11 protein-coding genes are annotated in these 16,131 nt (G+C 65.7%); 7 read left to right on the top strand and 4 right to left on the bottom strand.

Annotation, left to right across the window (positions count from 1 at the left end; all coding sequences use genetic code 11):
- Positions 1-264: 264 nt before the first annotated feature.
- Positions 265-1,854: an alkaline phosphatase D family protein gene (locus ACR65J_RS00675; protein WP_440165168.1), complete on the top strand. Its 1,590-nt coding sequence runs from the start codon at positions 265-267 to the stop codon at positions 1,852-1,854.
- A gap of 2 nt (positions 1,855-1,856) precedes the next feature.
- On the opposite strand, the gene ACR65J_RS00670 is transcribed toward ACR65J_RS00675, so the two are convergent.
- The 3 genes from ACR65J_RS00670 to ACR65J_RS00660 form a co-directional block, all read right to left on the bottom strand.
- Positions 1,857-3,116, bottom strand: a complete 1,260-nt coding sequence (locus ACR65J_RS00670) for a S8 family serine peptidase (RefSeq protein ID WP_440165166.1) — start codon at positions 3,114-3,116, stop codon at positions 1,857-1,859.
- Between the two features lie 83 nt (positions 3,117-3,199).
- Positions 3,200-4,045, bottom strand: a complete 846-nt coding sequence (locus ACR65J_RS00665; protein ID WP_440165165.1) for a metallophosphoesterase family protein — start codon at positions 4,043-4,045, stop codon at positions 3,200-3,202.
- A 269-nt stretch (positions 4,046-4,314) separates the two neighbouring features.
- The gene (locus ACR65J_RS00660; RefSeq protein WP_440165163.1) at positions 4,315-5,580 is read right to left on the bottom strand and encodes a S8 family serine peptidase; all 1,266 of its coding nucleotides are present in this window, start codon (positions 5,578-5,580) and stop codon (positions 4,315-4,317) included.
- Positions 5,581-5,798: 218 nt separating this feature from the next.
- Between ACR65J_RS00660 and ACR65J_RS00655 the strand changes: the two genes are divergently transcribed.
- Entirely contained in the window at positions 5,799-7,019 is a 1,221-nt protein-coding gene (locus ACR65J_RS00655) for an MFS transporter (protein WP_440165161.1), read from the top strand.
- A gap of 94 nt (positions 7,020-7,113) precedes the next feature.
- Here ACR65J_RS00655 and ACR65J_RS00650 read toward each other — a convergent pair whose 3' ends face one another.
- A complete protein-coding gene (locus tag ACR65J_RS00650; protein ID WP_440165159.1) occupies positions 7,114-7,956 on the bottom strand; it encodes an esterase/lipase family protein in 843 nt (280 codons plus the stop codon).
- A 442-nt stretch (positions 7,957-8,398) separates the two neighbouring features.
- Between ACR65J_RS00650 and ACR65J_RS00645 the strand changes: the two genes are divergently transcribed.
- The 5 genes from ACR65J_RS00645 (at position 8,399) to ACR65J_RS00625 (ending at position 15,979) form a co-directional block, all read left to right on the top strand.
- Positions 8,399-9,124 carry a hemerythrin domain-containing protein gene (locus ACR65J_RS00645; RefSeq protein ID WP_440165158.1) on the top strand — a complete coding sequence of 242 codons (726 nt, stop codon included), beginning with the start codon at positions 8,399-8,401 and terminating at the stop codon, positions 9,122-9,124.
- Between the two features lie 109 nt (positions 9,125-9,233).
- Complete coding sequence (locus tag ACR65J_RS00640; protein WP_440165156.1) at positions 9,234-10,676, top strand: DUF3375 domain-containing protein; 1,443 nt, start codon at positions 9,234-9,236, stop codon at positions 10,674-10,676.
- Complete coding sequence (locus ACR65J_RS00635; protein ID WP_440165154.1) at positions 10,673-11,299, top strand: DUF4194 domain-containing protein; 627 nt, start codon at positions 10,673-10,675, stop codon at positions 11,297-11,299. The genes ACR65J_RS00640 and ACR65J_RS00635 overlap by 4 nt, the downstream gene beginning before the upstream one ends.
- Positions 11,296-14,703, top strand: a complete 3,408-nt coding sequence (locus tag ACR65J_RS00630) for an ATP-binding protein (RefSeq protein WP_440165152.1) — start codon at positions 11,296-11,298, stop codon at positions 14,701-14,703. Before ACR65J_RS00635 ends, ACR65J_RS00630 begins: the two co-directional genes overlap by 4 nt.
- Entirely contained in the window at positions 14,693-15,979 is a 1,287-nt protein-coding gene (locus tag ACR65J_RS00625) for a Wadjet anti-phage system protein JetD domain-containing protein (RefSeq protein WP_440165150.1), read from the top strand. The genes ACR65J_RS00630 and ACR65J_RS00625 overlap by 11 nt, the downstream gene beginning before the upstream one ends.
- Positions 15,980-16,131 lie beyond the last annotated feature (152 nt).

Below are 16,131 nucleotides of genomic sequence, written 5' to 3'. Positions count from 1 at the left end.
CACCAACGGCACCCTCTGGACCTACCCCGGCCAAGGCAACGGACTGTTTGGGTGGCGCATCAAGGTCGGCGACGGCTGGAACGTCATGACCGCCATCAGCTAGGGACGTTCCCCTCCCTCACCAGACGGAATCGCCGCGCAGGTGCGTCGCCCCTCCCCAGCAGGGCGGCCTGAAGCAGCGATTTCACATCCTTGTCACGCCGTTAACCAGCCATTCATACCCGCAACAAAACCTGGCCAACCGCCGGAAATAGTGTCGGGGCCATGGACAACATTTCCCGCAGAACCATCATCTCCGCCGGCCTCGGGGTCGGCCTGGTCGCCGCCCTGCCGAGTGCCGCCGTCGCCGTATCCACCGCAGACGACGCCGGCCTCCGCGCCGATCCCTTCATGCTCGGCATCGCGTCCGGCGAGCCCTGGCCGGACGGCTTCGTACTCTGGACCCGTCTGGCGCTTAACCCCGTGGCGGAGGACGGACTGGGCGGCATGCCCTCCCGCAACGTTGCGGTGCAGTGGGAGGTGGCCGAGGACGAGGGCATGCGCAATGTGGTGGCGCGCGGCGTGGAGCAGGCCCGTCCTGAGGCCGCGCATTCAGTGCACGTGGAGCTGCGCGGACTCAAGGCCGGCCGGGAGTACTTCTACCGGTTCCGCGCCGGCAGGCATGTCAGCCCGGTGGGCCGCACGCTCACCAGTCCGGCGCTGCACGAAACACCGGCGGCGCTGGCCATGGCGTTCGCCAGCTGCGCCCAGTACGAGCATGGCTACTTCACCGCATACCGGCGCCTGGCCGAGGACCACCCGGACCTGGTGCTGCACCTGGGCGACTACCTCTATGAATACAAGAAGGACAGCTACGTGATCGGCGGCGGCAACCCGCGAGACCACGAGGGCCCGGAGACCGTTACGCTGGAGAGCTACCGGCAGCGGCACGCCCAGTACAAGGCCGACGCCGACCTGCAGGCTGCGCACGCCATCGCACCCTGGGCCGTGGTGTGGGATGACCACGAGGTGGACAACAACTGGGCGGACGACGTCCCGGAGAACAGTGATGCCGGCCAGCTGAACGACAGCGTGGAGCACTTCCGGCAGCGCCGCGCGGCCGCGTTCCAGGCGTACTACGAGAAAGTGCCGCTGCGTCCGTCGTCGCTGCCGGCAGGCCCGGACATGAAGATCTACCGGAAGATCCAGTGGGGACAGTTGGCCAACTTCCACATGATGGATACCCGGCAGTACCGGGACGACCAACTGGCCGGCGACGGCTGGAAGAAGAACGTGGCCGAACGCCTGGCGGAGGACCGGACCATCACCGGCGCCGAGCAGGAGAACTGGCTGCTGGACGGCTTCCGCAGCTCCACCCAGCGGTGGGACATCCTGGGCCAGCAGGTCTTCTTCGCCGAGCGGGACCGGGCCCAGGCCCTGGACGTCGATGACGTCTCCATGGACGGCTGGGACGGGTACGCGGCCTCCCGCCGGCGCATCACGCAAGGCTGGATCGACGCGAAGGTGCGCAACGCCGTCGTGCTCACTGGAGACGTGCACCGGCACTGGGCCAACGACGTGAAGGTGGATTACAAGGACCCCGCCTCCCCCGTGGTCGGCTCCGAGCTGGTGTGCACCTCCATCACCTCCACCGGCAACGGCACCGGCTCCACCACGGATGCCACCATGGCCTGGAACCCGCACCTGAAGTTCTACAACGACAACCGCGGCTACGTGAACACCCGCATCACCAGGGACGCGATGACCGCCGACTTCCGGGTGCTGGACCACGTGACGACGCCGGGCGCCCCGGTGTCCACCAAGGCCTCCTTCGAGATCCGCGACGGCGTCCCGGGGCTCCAGCCGCAGGCCTGACCTTACTTGACGGCGCTGGCGGCGTTGACCCGGCCGTAGGCCCAGTCGGTGCCGGTGCCGGGAACCTCGTCCGCCGTGGATTCCACATCCTCGCGGATTGACGTGTTCGTCGCGCCGGGATGCGAGCTCCAGGCGAGCGCCGCCGCTCCTGCCACGATGGCCGAGGACATCGAGCTGCCGTTGCCCACGTCATAGCCCTGGGAGCGGTTGTTCTGGCTGGCCAGGACGAATGGGTGGTTGGGGAAGGTGGAGTAGACGTTCACGCCGGGCGCCGCAAGGTCCACCCAGCTGGCGCCGTAGGTGGAAAATGAGGCCTTGGCGTCGTTGTTATCGGTGGCGCCGACGGCGATCACGTGCGGGTAGGCGCCCGGATAGATCTTGGTCTGGTTGCCGCCGTTGCCCGCGGCGGCAACCAGCACCACGCCCTTGTTCCACGCGTTGTTGACGGCGGTTTCCAGCGTGCGCGATGCCCGCACGCCCAGGCTCATGTTGATCACCTTGGCTCCGTTGCTGACGGCCCAGTCGATGCCGCTTGCCAGGCTGGAGCTGGAACCAACTCCACTGTCATTGAGGACCTTGCCGGCCAGGATGGTGCAGCCGGGGCAGACGCCGGCCACTCCGATGGTGTTGTTCACGGTGGCGGCAACGTTGCCGGCCACATGGGTGCCGTGGCCGTAGTAGTCCTCCGCGACGGGGTCGCCGGCCTTGGTGGCCGAGCTGCTGAAGTTGGCGCGGGCCGCCACCTTGGGTGCGATGTCGGGGTTGTCGCTGGCGACCCCGGAATCCAGCACCGCGACTTTGATGCCTTTGCCGGTGGTGGTGTTCCATGCCTCGACGGCGTCCACGTCTGCGTCCAGCGTCCCGGCAGGGACGGTGATGTCGCCCTTGGTGTTGGTGAACGACTGTCCGTCATTCTGCAGGGCGTACTGGCGGGGGAAATACTGATCCGAGGTGGCGGCACCCACGGGCTGGTCCGGTTCGGCGTATTCGACGGCGGGATCCCGGCCCAGTGCGTCGATGAGTTGCTGCTCCCCGCCCGCGGCCACGCTGATCAGCCTGGCACCCGTGCTGCCGACGGCGGGCCCGCCGACAATGCCGTGCCGTTGGAGTACGTTGGCGGCAGCACCGTCGTCGCGGAACTTGACCATGATGTGCCCTGGGCCGCCCGGCGTCCCTGCCGAAGCATTGGCGGGAAGGGCAACCGAGGCAGAGCCAAGCAGCATGGCTGCCGCCGTGAGGCCGGCAGCGAGGAATTTACTCATGCGGGCTATTTTTGCCGCGCGCCGACTGTCCGCATAGGGGTAAAAGTCCCAAACATGATGTCCTGCGCATTTCCCGGGCTGGATCACGGCGCGGAACGGCTCCCGGAATCCTGGCCCGAGCCGGTGGTTGCCACGAAGTTCCAGTCGAAGGAGCCGTCGTCGTGCAGCGTCAGCCGGAGGAAGCCGCGGGTATCGCTGAACCGCTTGGCAATGTACTTCGGTTTGCTGGTGAACGGGCGCGTATCGATGCCTCCGGTGGATACCTGGAAGGCCGTCATCCCGTCATCTACGCACTTGTCCGAGTTGTTCACGGGGCACGACCGCTCGTAGTTGTGCTGGGAGGCGGACAGGGTCAGCCGGACCCGATGCTTCCACATCACGTCGATCCACGGCTTCTGGTCCCCGGCGCGACCGTGTTCCTCCGTGTCCGAGGTGAAGTACGGCTCGTGGTAGACCACTGCCAGGTTCTTACCCGCCGCCTGGGCGGCGGAGAGATCCTTGTCCAGCCAGTCCGTCGCAGCCTTGGCATCCGTGGTGTCATACCTCCACAGCGCGGAAGACAGGAACGCGAAGTGCCAGTTCCCGAAGTCCTTCGAGTATGGTTCACCGTTCGGGACGAACCCGCGTTCCTGGTTGATCGCGGCCTTCTGCGCATCTCCCTCGCATTGGCCGTTCATGTACTTGGCCAGGTCTTCGTTGCGGCCGGGTTCCCAGTCGTGATTGGGGGCGGACACCCAGTACAGCTTGGGCTTGGTGCCACCCCACAGCGGCGTCCAATAGTGCACGTAGTCGTCGCAGTGCGCAGTGCTGTACTGGAAGTCTCCGAGGCCCAGGAACGCGTCGATCTCGTTGTTCTCCACCAGCCGGGTGATGGCTGCGCCGTTCCGGCCGGACGGGCTCTCCGGGTCGGTATTCTCCTCAGGGTTCATGTCGCCCACTGCGGCAATGTGCACGTCCGGGGCCGCTGACCGTTTGTCAGGGGGCTTCGGAGATTCTGTGCAGCCAGTGGCAACGAGGACCAGCAGGAGGGCAAAAGTTGCTGCCACCCGCCGGAAGGGCCCGGGACGAGGGTGTTCTGACTGCATCCCATATCCCCCTTCGAGAAGCAGAACCGGAGATCGGTTTGCAGGAGACGACGCGCCGCGCCGGCACCTTGATACTCCTAAGAGGCAGGACTGGCTGTCAAGGGCCGGCCCGCTCAGCACCCCGGGGCGCCGACTGCCCTGCAGGCGTTCACCCGGCCATGGGCCCAGTACGAACCCGTGCCGAAAACAGGATCAGCCGATGATTCCACCTTCTTGCGGACCGATGCGTTTGAAGTGCCCGCGGGGGTACTCCATACCAGGGCGGCAGTGGCAGCGACAATGGGTGAGGCCATCGAAGTGCCGCTGAGGATGTCGTAGCCCGGCGAAAGCTTGTTCTGCATAGCCAGGACGGACGTGTAGTTCGGAAGGGTCGAGTAGACCCTGACCCCCGGCGCGGCGACGTCCACCCACTTGCCATACGTTGAAAAAGACGCCTTCGCATCGTTGTTATCGGTTGCCGCTACGGCGATGACGTTGGGATACGCGCCGGGGTAGACCTGGGCCTGGGTACCGGCGTTGCCGGCCGCGGCTACGATCACCACTCCCTGGTTCCAGGCGTTGTTGACCGCAGCCTCGAGGGTCCGTGATGACACCCGCTGTCCCAGGCTCATGTTGATGACCTTGGCACCCTTGCCGACAGCCCAGTCGATACCCTTGGCAATGCCCGAGGAGGAGCCCGATCCGCTGCTGTTGAGGACCTTGGCATCCAGGATGGAGCAGCCCGGGCACACACCCGCCACGCCCAGGGAATTGTCCATTGTGGCCGCCACTATGCCTGCCACGTGGGTGCCATGGCCGTACTGGTCATAATCCTCGGGAGCGAGGATTTGCGTGTCACTGAAGTTTGCCCGGTCTACCACCTTGGATGAGATGTCCTGGTGGTTGATGGCAACACCGGAATCGACGATGGCGACCCTGACATCGGTTCCCTTGGTGACATTCCATGCTTCGACGGCGTCCACATCGGCGTCCTTGGTGCCTCCCGCGACCGTGACCGTTCCCTCCGTGTTCGTGAAGGATTGCCCCACGTTCTGCAGTGCGTACTGACGGTCGAAGTACGGGTCGGCAGTGGCGGCAGTCACCAGTTCGTCCGGTTCGGCATACTCAACCGCGGGGTTCCGGCCCAGCGCAGCGACGAGCTGCAGTTCCTTTCCTTCAGGAACTTTGATGAGGTGGGCGCCGGTGCTGCCAATCGCAGGACCGTCGCTGAGCCCGTGCTGGCCGAGGACCGCGGCAGCAGCGCTGTGGTCCTGGAACTTGACCAGGATCCGTCCCGGCACCGGCGAGGACGGCGCGGCGGCGTTGCCCGGAGCGGCGACCGTGAGGCCGGTGAAAACCATCACCAAACTGGCTAGAGCGGCTATGAGTGTCTTCTTCATGGTTTATCTTGCGTCACACCAGCCACAGCTGGATAGGCCCAGACCGGAGGAACTTGTCTTCATCGTGACCTCCCGCCGTTGTTCGCAGGTCGAACATTTGTACGTTTGATGAACCGGGCGGTAGCCTGCAATCAGAAAGCATGCCGTAGATCACTCCCCCCGGTGACGGGGCCCGCAGCAGGCATGCATCCCTGGCTTCTCTGATCAATGAGGATTAAATGACAACTCCCCCTCCCACCCGTACGTCACGGTGGCCGGTCTTGCTTTGCTGGCTGGCCATGGTCCTGGACGGCTTTGACCTGGTGGTGCTTGGCACCGTGATTCCCACGCTCATCAAGACCGGCGAGCTTGGCTTCGACGCGGTCGGGGCAACCCTCGCTGCCACAATCTCCCTTGTCGGTGTGGGTCTCGGGGCGCTTTTCATTGCCCCGTTGTCGGACCGTTTCGGGCACCGCAAGCTGCTGGTTGCCTGCGTTCTGTGGTTCTCCATCTTCACTATCGCGGTGGTGTGGGCCCCCAACGTGGCGGTGTTCAGCACATTCCGGCTGTTGGCCGGCCTGGGGCTGGGCGCCTGCCTTCCGGTCGCCTTGGCCTATATGAACGATTACGCTCCGGCAGGATCGGCCGGCAAGTCGACCACCCGGACCATGACGGGCTACCACGCGGGAGCGGTGGCCACGGCTTTCCTGGCGCTGATGGTCATCCCCGACTGGCGCACCATGTTCGTGGTGGGAGGCATCGCTGGGCTGGCACTGGTACCCCTCCTCTGGTTCAAGCTCCCGGAGACCCTGCCGGCGGAACGGAACGCCAGGAAGCAGGAGCAGGGCGGTGTCCGTGACCTGGCGAAGAAGCCGTACCCCCTGGTGGCCGCGGCTATCGCTGCCGCGTCGTTCATGGGGCTCCTGCTGGTCTACGGCCTGAACACGTGGCTCCCGCAGCTCATGGCTTCTGCGGGATATCCCGTCAGCGCAGGCATATCCCTGCTCCTGGTGCTGAACCTTGGCGCCGTTGCCGGCCTCATCATTGCCGGCATCCTGGCCGACCGGCACGGAACCAAGCGGATCGTTCTGCTCTGGTTCGGCCTGTCCGCCGTATGCCTTGCCCTGCTCAGCGTCAAGGTCGAAAACGCCATCCTGCTCAACGCCCTGGTCTTCGTCACGGGAGTGTTTGTCTTCAGCTCCCAGGTGCTCGTCTACGCCTGGGTCAGCCAGCTGTTCCCGGCCCACTTGCGCGCCACCGCCCTCGGTTTCGCCGCCGGCGTGGGCCGCGTGGGGGCAATCGCCGGACCTGCAGTGACCGGCGGGCTGGTTGCCGCGGGCATCGCCTACCCGTGGGGCTTCTACGCGTTCGCCGCCGCCGGAGCCCTGGCCGTCGTGGCGCTCGTGACCGTGCCGCACACCATTGCCGCCGGGCAGCCCGCGCAGGAACGGAGCAACTAAGGCCAGTTGCAGGGCCTTTGGACAGTGACGACGGCGGGAGGCCGGCCTGTGAGCCGGCCTCCCGCCGTCGTTCTGCTTTGGTCCGGCTCCGCCGTTAGATACAGGCGGGCTGGTAGGCCGGATCTGCCGGACCGGACGGCTGGGCCAGGGCGTTGCCCACAAGCTGGTGCACCACGGGATCGTTCGGCGCCTGGTCATGCTCGAAGACGTCGGCCGGGCACTTGTCCTGGATGGTGATGTTGGTGACCTGCCGTGCGGATCCATTCAGGAACTGGCTGTTGTACGGGATGACCACCTCATCGTGGGTGGTGGAGATGACCGTGTAGGCCGGACCGGCGACAGTATCGCCGATCGAGTTGAGCTCCTGCATGAAGGGCGAGCCGGCCTGCTGGTCTGCGCAGGCGGCACAGCCCGCCGCAGTGTAGTCGGGCGTGGGCACGAGGTCCGGCGGCGGAAGGATCACGCCCTCAGTGCCATGGTTGGAAGGGGCGATGCCGACAAGCTGGTGGACGTACTTGGCCCCGCCCAGGAAGCCCATGTAGTACCGGGGCATCATGCCGCCCTGGCTGTGGCCCACCAGGTCCACCTGCCTTGTGCCGGTGGCGGAGCGGACCGCGTCCACGAAGGGGGCAAGTTGCTGGGCGGAATCTTTGACCGGTGCCGTGGCGTAGACGCCGTTGGTTTGGCCGTAGTTGAGGGCGAAGACGCAGTACCCCTGGCTCTTGAGGTACGGCGACAGCGTCGACCAGTTCTTCTCCATGCTCTCGAACGTTCCCGGCACCAGGACCACGGGGTACGGATGCTCAGCCGACGGCTTGCAGGACCAGTCGTTGGCTCCGGGCGGGGAGATATCAATGGCCTGCGCGGGAGCGGCCATCAATGAGGAGGCGAGGACCGCTGCAGCGGATATGGACAGGGCACGGCTAAGGAATGACATGTAAACCTCTTTGTTCGTCTGCCTAACGGGCGGCCGGGAACTGATGGTCTTGGGGGTGCCCATCAGTTCCCGGCCGAGTTTCCCATGCTGGCAGCGTTGGTGCTCCTGCGGAGCGAAAGTGCACGGATGTGCGGCAAAATCCGCGCCCGGGAAGGGTGCCGGGACGCCTGGGCCATCCCCTCGGAAACCATCATTGTTACTGGTGAGTAGGAAATGGCCGCCCCGCACGCTTGCGGCGGTCCAGGCAGCCCTCGCGCACAAACGTGCAAATGACGTGCACATCTCTCGCAAGGCCCTGTCCCTTTCCCAACGCAGCGCCCGGCACCCGGGCCGGCTGCCGGCGTCGTACTTCCACAGGGCCGTTGTGCGCCGTCCAGCCCGGGGATACGATGCTGCCGGGGAGAGCTCCTTTGTCTCGCGAGACAAAGGATAGGGGCCCGCAGTGACCGACTTCTTCACCATGCAACCCGGCGAGACCGCTCCTCCCCTCCCCGCGGGGCCGGTTCTGTGTACAGGGACCGCAGGGATGCGGCGCATCCACCGCTTCTTCCTCTGGGCGTATGGTGAGGCGCCCGGCCTGGTGCGCTCGGCCGCAGCCGGCGACACCACCCGCGCCGGCTACGTGGGGGAAGTGCTGGGGAACTTCGACAAGACGCTCCACATCCACCACGAGGGCGAGGACCTGCTCATGTACCCGCAGGTCAAGGACCGGGCGCCTGCCTGCGCGTTGCATGTGGGGCAGATGCTTGAGCAGCACCGGCAGGTGACGCAAAGACTTGAGGCAATCGAGCCGGTCCGCCTGCGCTGGATGCGGACCGCGGATGAGGAGTCGGCAGCCGAGCTCGCCGCCCGCTATGAGGACCTCTCCAGGGTCCTCAACACCCACCTGCGCCGCGAGGTCACAGAGATGATGCCCGTAGTGGACCGGCTGCTCACCGAGAAAGAGATGGCGGCGGCCGGGCAGCACGGAATCCAGCAACTCGATAAGAAGTTCCTGGTGGGCTACCTGGGCATGGTGCTGGCCACGAACCCTCCCGCGGACCGGAAGGAACTGTTCAAGGAAATCCCTCCCCCGGTCCGGCTTGCCTACCGGCTGGTGGGACGCCGGATGTACCGGAAGCAGTACGCGACGCTGTTCCCGGGACGGCCGGTGCCGGAGACGCTGTAGCGGTGCCGTTGACGATGTCGTGGCCGCCAGCCTGGCCCGGGCGACGAAATTGTCAGGGCGGGCGTTTAGAGTGAGTTCGACAACGTGAGCCTCTAACCACGGGACGCGCATGGACTTCTACGCCATCAATTCCCTGCGTGAAAACCACGCGGGCTGGTCACTGCTTCGCGCCCAAAACGCTCCGCTTGCGTTGACGTTCTTCATGGCCGCATTCACCGGACCCAACCAGCGAAACCTGGGACGCCAGGAACTTATCGATGTTTTGGATGACGTGTTGTTCGGCCTGCGGGACTCGGAGGGGGACGAACGGTTCCCGCGCCAGGCAGGCGAGTACCTGGATGACTGGGCTTCCGACGATCGCAAATGGCTCCGCAAGTACTATGTCCCGGGCGAAGACCAGCCGCACTACGACCTCAGCGCGGCAGCGGAGGACGTCATCCGGTGGGTGGAAAACCTGCGGGGGCGGGAATTCGTGGCCACCCAGTCGCGCCTCACCAGCATCTTCGCCGTCCTCAAGCAGCTGGTCCAACAGTCGGAAACGGATCCGGAAGTCCGGCTTGCCGAGTTGCAGCGCCAGCGGGACGGGATCGACGCCGAGATGCAGCGGATCAGGGACGGCAACATCCGTGTCATGACCGGCCCGGAGGCCCTGGACCACCTGCAGCAGCTCACCACCCTGGCCAAGGACCTGCTGTCCGATTTCAGGGAGGTTGAACAAAATTTCCGGAAACTGGACCGGCAGGTGCGGGAACAGATCGCCACCTGGGACGGGACGCAGGGCGAACTGCTGGAATCCATCTTCGGCAACCAGCAGGACATCAGCAGCTCCCTGCAGGGGCGCACGTTCCAGGGCTTCTGGGACTACCTCATGTCCCCGCAGCTGCGCACCGAACTGCAGGATCTGCTCGATCGGGCCACCCGGATCGAGGCGCTCGCCCAGACTGACAGCCTGCACACTGCCGCCAACCTTCACCAGGACTGGCTGCCCGCCGTCGAACAGACCCAGGCCACCGTCCGCCAGCTGTCCCAGCAGATGCGCCGGCTCCTGGATGACAAGGTCTTCCTGGAAAACAAACGCATCATGCAGCTGATCCGCAGCGTTGAAGCCGGGGCGCTCGGCACCCGGGAGGCACCGCCGTCGGGCGTCTTCATGGAGATCGACGCCCCGTCCGTGGACGTGGTGCTGCCCTTTGAACGGCCCCTGTATGAGCCCACCCGGAAGGTGATGGTGGACGACGCCGTCCTCACCGCCGATGACCTGGACGTGGACGCAGGTGCCCTGTTCAGCCAGTTCTTCGTGGACAAGGAACGGCTGCGGGGCAACATCGAGGCCGTCCTGGCAGACGCGGACCAGGCAACGCTTGCCGAGGTGACAGCCACGTATCCCCTGTCCCAGGGCCTGGCCGAGGTGGTGGCGTACTGCCAGCTCGCCACCGAATCGGACTGGGCCACCATCAACCCGGAGCAGGAACAGCAGCTCTCGTGGCAGCTGCCGGACGGCAGCATCCGCGAAGCCACTATCGAACAGATTATCTTTGGAAGGCCGGCATGACCCCCAGCGAAACCGCAACGCACACGCCGGAGGAGCTGCCCGCCGTCGTCACCCGGCTCTTCAAAGGCGTGCTCTACGCCGAAAACGACGAAAAGGTCTGGCAATCCCTCCTCGGGCTGACCTCCCACGTCCGGGACTACGTGTCCATACTGGGCCTGGAGCTGATCCTTGATGAGTCAGAAGGTTATGCCTTCCTGCGCTCGCGCGAGGATCCGGACGGCACCCTCCCCCGGCTCATCGCCCGCCGGAGCCTCACGTTCAACGTCAGCCTGCTGCTGGCCCTGCTCCGCGGCCGGATGCTGGAGTTCGATACCAACAGCAGCGAGCTCCGCCTCATCTTGACTGAGCAGGAAATTGCGGACATGGTCTCCGTGTTCCTGCCCGATTCCAGCAACGAGGCCCGGATCCTGGACCGGCTGGCCACCGATATCAAGAAGGTGGTGGAGCTCGGCTTCCTGCGCAAGCTCAAGGGGCAGGCGGACACGTATGAGGTAGCGCGGATCCTGAAGGCGTACGTGGACGCGCAGTGGCTGGAGGAGTTCGACGCGCGGCTGGCCGACTACCGTGCCACTCTCGCCGGCGAGCGGCTCCCCCGGGCAGCAGAAACGGAGGAGGGCAAGTGACGGCGCAGCTCAGCAACGACCTGCAGGAGAGCCTGTTCAGCCTGGACGACACGGCGGCCGACGGCGGTACTCCCCCCGGCTTCCGGCTGCACCGCCTGGAGCTGCTCAACTGGGGCACGTTCCACCAGGGGGTGCGCACGTTCCGGCTGGACGGGGCGAACAGCCTGCTCACGGGCGACATCGGCTCCGGCAAGTCCACCGTGGTGGATGCAATCACTACGCTGCTGCTGCCAGCCAACAAGATCGAGTACAACAAAGCCGCAGGCGCCCAGAAAAAGGAACGCTCCCTGATGTCCTATGTCCGGGGCTTCCACAAGAGCGCCAGGAGCACCGGCGGCGAGTACTCCAAACCGGTGGCGCTGCGCGGGACGGGGCAGCTGACGGTGGTGCTGGGCGTCTTCCACAACGCCGTACTGGGCAAGTGGGTCACGCTGGGCATCACGCTGTGGGCAACGCAGGAGGCCGGGCAGCCCAACCGCTTCTACTCCCTGGCCGAGGCCGAGCAGTCCATTGCCGCGGACTTCAGCAACTTCGGCCAGGACCCGCTGAAGCTTAAGAAGAAGCTCCGGGCCGCAGGTGTTGATGTCCGGGACACTTTCGAGCCCTACGCGGCTGCGTTCAAGCGGCAGTTCGGGATCACCGGGAACCAGGCCATGGAGCTGTTCCACCGCACGGTGTCCATGAAGCAGGTGGAGAACATCACCTCGTTCGTGCGCAGCAACATGCTGGAAGAGGACGACGTTGCCGCCCGGATCACCAACCTGATCCACCACTTCGACGACCTCAAGAAAGCCCACGACGCAGTCCTCCGTGCCAAGGACCAGATCGCCCTGCTGGCGCCCATCAAGGACGGCGCGGCGCTGCACGCGAAGCTAAGCGCGGAGGACGAGCTGGCCCGGAAACAGCGGGACCAGCTGCATCCGTGGTTCACGGACCGGAAACTGCAGCTGAGCCTGGAGCACCAGGCCGAGCTGGAACGGACCGGCACACGCCTGCAGGAGGACGCGGCCCGGCTCAACGGCGAGATCAAGCAGCTGCGCCGCGACCTTGCCGGAGTGGAGGAGGACATCCGGACCAACGGCGGCGGGCGGCTGGCAGCGATCGACGCCGACCTGTCCCGGCTTGCCGCAGAATCGGCTGCCCAGCGCCAGCGGTTTGAGACGTACTCCCTCGCGGCCGCGGACCTGGGACTGCAGGCGCCTGAGGACCGGGTGCTGTTTGACGCCAACCGGGCCCGGCTGGCCGAGGTGGAGCAGGAACTCGCCAAGGCGTCGGACGCACTGCAGGACCGGCGCACCGAGTTGACCATGACCCGGACCGTCCTGGGCAACCAGGCCGCGGACATTGCCACCGAGCTCACCAGTCTCCAGGCGCGTCGCAACCTGATTCCGCTCCCCCAGCTGGACATCCGCCGCCGGCTTTGCGAAGGAACCGGCATCAAGGACACTGAGCTGCCCTATGTGGGCGAGTTGCTGCGGGTCCGCGACGGCGAGGCCGCGTGGGAGGGCGCGGCCGAACGCACCTTGCACGGGTTCGCGCTCTCACTCCTGGTGCCTGCCGAACACTACGCCGCCGTCAGCACCTGGGTGGATTCCAATAACCTCCGCGGGCGGCTGGTGTACCTGAGGGTTGGCGACCCGTATTCGCCCAAAACGGCGGAGCCCGGGACGCTGGCGGCCAAAATCGCCATCAAGCAGGGCACGCCGTTCCGCGACTTCCTGCAGGACGAGCTCAGCAGCCGGTTCGATTATTTCTGCTGCGAGAACCTGGCGGACTTCCGCCGCTACCCCAAGGCGCTGACGGCCAACGGCCAGCTCAAGGGCGGCCGCGGCCGGCACGAGAAGGATGACCGGAAGGACCTGGCGGACCGGCGCAACTACGTGCTGGGCTGGGACAACCACGACAAGATCGCCCGTTTCCGTGCCGAGCAGGATGAGATCCAGGGCCGGATCAAAGTGCTGGCCACGGAACTCGGCAAGGTCAACGACCAGCTTGGTTTGCTGGGCCGGCAGAACCGGCAGCTCGGCATCATCGGCTCGGTGCAGGACTTCGGCGAGATCAGCTGGCAGCTCACCGCACGCCGGATCGAGGACCTCAAGGCGGAGAAGCGGGAGCTGGAGTCCACCAGCGACGTCCTGCAGCAGCTGATGGCCAAGCAGGCGCAGGTGGCTGCCCAGCTGGACCGGCTGGAGGACAAAGCGGGCAAGCTGCAGCAACGCCTCGGCGCCAATGAGAAGGACGCGAAAGACATCGAGGAGGCGATCCAGGAGTGCCGCGCTGTCCTGGCCGGGACGCCGGTGACGGACGACGCCGTCGTGCTGGCCGCCGTCGGACGCCTCGCCCAGGGCGCGCTCGGCGACAAGCCGCTCACCTACCGGAACACCGGCACCGTGGAAAGCACAGTGCGGGCAGGGCTGACCGACAGCATCGACGCGCTGGCCAAGCGGATTGCCCGGGCGGCCGAAGGCACAGTGCGGCAAATGGCGGACTTCCGCAACAAATACCCGAACGAAACCACTGACATCGACGCGTCGCTGGAAGCTGCCGCGGAGTACAACCGGCTGCTGGCACAGCTGGAGGACAACGACCTGCCGCGGTTCGAGGCCCGCTTCAAGGAGTCGCTGAACCAGAACACCATCCACGAGGTAGTGGCGTTCAACGCGTTCCTCGACAGCAGGCGGCAGGACATCGTGAACCGGATCGGGGAGATCAACCAGTCGCTTGCGGGGATCCCGTACAACACGGGCCGGCATATCCAGCTGGAGCACCAGGCCACCTCGGACCAGGACGTGCGCGAGTTCGGCAGCGACCTGCGGGCGTGCTCGGAGGGGACCATCGGCGACGAGGACCAGTACTCGGAACAGAAGTACCTGCAGGTGGAGCGGCTGATCGAACGGTTCCGTGGCCGGGACGGGCTCACCGAGCTGGACCGGCGGTGGACGGCGAAGGTCACGGACGTGCGGAACTGGTTCACGTTTTCAGCGTCGGAAAAGTGGACGGAGACCGGCGAGGAGTACGAGCACTTCACGGACTCGGGTGGCAAATCCGGCGGGCAGAAGGAGAAGCTGGCGTACACCATCCTCGCGGCGGCGCTGGCGTTCCAGTTCGGGCTGGGCTCCGGCAAAGGCGCTAGTCGTGCCGCGGGCAGCGGTCGGAGCTTCCGGTTCGTGGTGATCGACGAGGCCTTTGGCCGCGGCTCTGACGAGTCCGCGCGGTACGGGCTGGAACTGTTCCAGCGGATGAAGCTGCAGCTGCTGATCGTCACGCCGCTGCAGAAGATCCACGTGATCGAGCCGTTTGTCTCGCATGTGGGCTTCGTGGCCAACATCAACGGTGACGATTCCCAGCTGCGCAACATGACCATCCAGGAGTACCGCGAGGAGAAGGACCGGCGTGCCCGCTAAGTCCTGGACATCATTGGCGGGGTTGCGGGCACAGTCGCTGAAGGCCTGGAACAGCGGTGCGCTGCTGCGGGAGCTTGTCTCCCCCTCCGGCGTGTATCCGCGGCGGCGCACCCTGAAGCGTCCGACGGCGGCGGAGCTGTTGACTGATTACGCTGCGGTCCGGGCGTGGGCGGCTGAGCTTTCTGCCGGAGCGGGTGGGTATGACCTGGAGACCGTTGAAGTGGGGCGGCGGACGGTTGGTTCCAACCGGGTTCCATCTACCGCGGTTTTCGCCGGCGTTGAGGATGAGATCGCGTTTGTTGGGAAGGGTCGGGAGGCGGCGCTTTTCCGGTCTCTTGCTGCAGGCCTTTGTAAGCTGGATCCACGGTTTGCTGCCTGGACGGCCCGGCGGCCACTGAAGCTCTTGGAGCTTGGCTCTGACGCCTTGACTGCCGCACGGGTGGCGCTGTGGCTGAAGGACAACCCGGAGCCGGGCATCTACGTCCGGCAACTGGGCCTGCCTGGTGTCCACACGAAGTTCATCGAGCGTAACCGCCAGGTCATCGACCAGTTGCTGGCCGCCGTCTTGCCCGTTCCCGAAGACGTGACCGCCGGCGGGGAGGACCTCGAAGCGCTCGAGCCTGAGCCGGCCGCGGACGATGGCGCGCTGGACGACGGCACCGGCCGCACACCCGCGGCCCGGTTCGCCCGGCGGCACGGATTCCTGCATCCCCCGGAGCTGGTCCGGTTCCGCCTGCTTGATCCGGCCCTGGGTCTGTTCGGCGGCGCCCGGGATATCACCGTGACCGCCGAGGCGTTCACGGCCCTGAAGCTGCCGGTGGACACAGTGATCGCCACCGAAAACCAGGTGAACTTCCTCGCTCTCCCTGACCGGCCCAGGACGCTGGCCCTGTACGGCGGAGGTTATGGTTTCTCTTCGCTGCGGGACGCCTTTTGGCTCCGGAACTGCCGCATCCACTACTGGGGCGACATCGATACCCATGGCTTCCGGATCCTGGACCAGCTCCGCGCGGTGCACCCGCACGTCGAGAGCGTCCTGATGGACGAGGAGACGCTGCTCGCGCATAAGGACTTTTGGGGAACGGAGCCATCGCCGTCACAGGCAGAACTAACCCGACTAACGCGACCAGAGGCAGCGGTATATCAAACCCTCGGGAATGACACGCACGGAACCAAGGTCCGTCTCGAGCAGGAGCTGATCCGCTGGGACTGGGCTCTGGTGCACCTCCAGCAGGCTGCTACGGAGGTTGGCTGTGACAACTATCCCCAATCGTGAACTGCGGAATCAAAGCAGCAAGATCCTGGAGCGGGTTGGAAACGGCGAATTCATCGACGTCACCACAATGGCGAGGTTGCCGCAACGCTTGGACCGCCTTCGGCTTCTCTCTTCGAGCGACTGCTCCTGTCTGGAAGTGTGCGTTAAGCATC

The organism is Arthrobacter sp. SAFR-044, from assembly GCF_059414985.1.
The sequence above is the reverse complement of the archived record's forward strand: the minus strand, read 5'-3'. Positions and strand labels throughout refer to the sequence as shown.

Coding starts and splice junctions, on each gene's coding strand:
- ACR65J_RS00675 (WP_440165168.1), top strand. CDS start 265: ATGGACAACATTTCCCGCAGAACCATCATCTCCGCCGGCCTCGGGGTC.
- ACR65J_RS00670 (WP_440165166.1), bottom strand. CDS start 3,116: ATGAGTAAATTCCTCGCTGCCGGCCTCACGGCGGCAGCCATGCTGCTT.
- ACR65J_RS00665 (WP_440165165.1), bottom strand. CDS start 4,045: ATGAACCCTGAGGAGAATACCGACCCGGAGAGCCCGTCCGGCCGGAAC.
- ACR65J_RS00660 (WP_440165163.1), bottom strand. CDS start 5,580: ATGAAGAAGACACTCATAGCCGCTCTAGCCAGTTTGGTGATGGTTTTC.
- ACR65J_RS00655 (WP_440165161.1), top strand. CDS start 5,799: ATGACAACTCCCCCTCCCACCCGTACGTCACGGTGGCCGGTCTTGCTT.
- ACR65J_RS00650 (WP_440165159.1), bottom strand. CDS start 7,956: ATGTCATTCCTTAGCCGTGCCCTGTCCATATCCGCTGCAGCGGTCCTC.
- ACR65J_RS00640 (WP_440165156.1), top strand. CDS start 9,234: ATGGACTTCTACGCCATCAATTCCCTGCGTGAAAACCACGCGGGCTGG.
- ACR65J_RS00635 (WP_440165154.1), top strand. CDS start 10,673: ATGACCCCCAGCGAAACCGCAACGCACACGCCGGAGGAGCTGCCCGCC.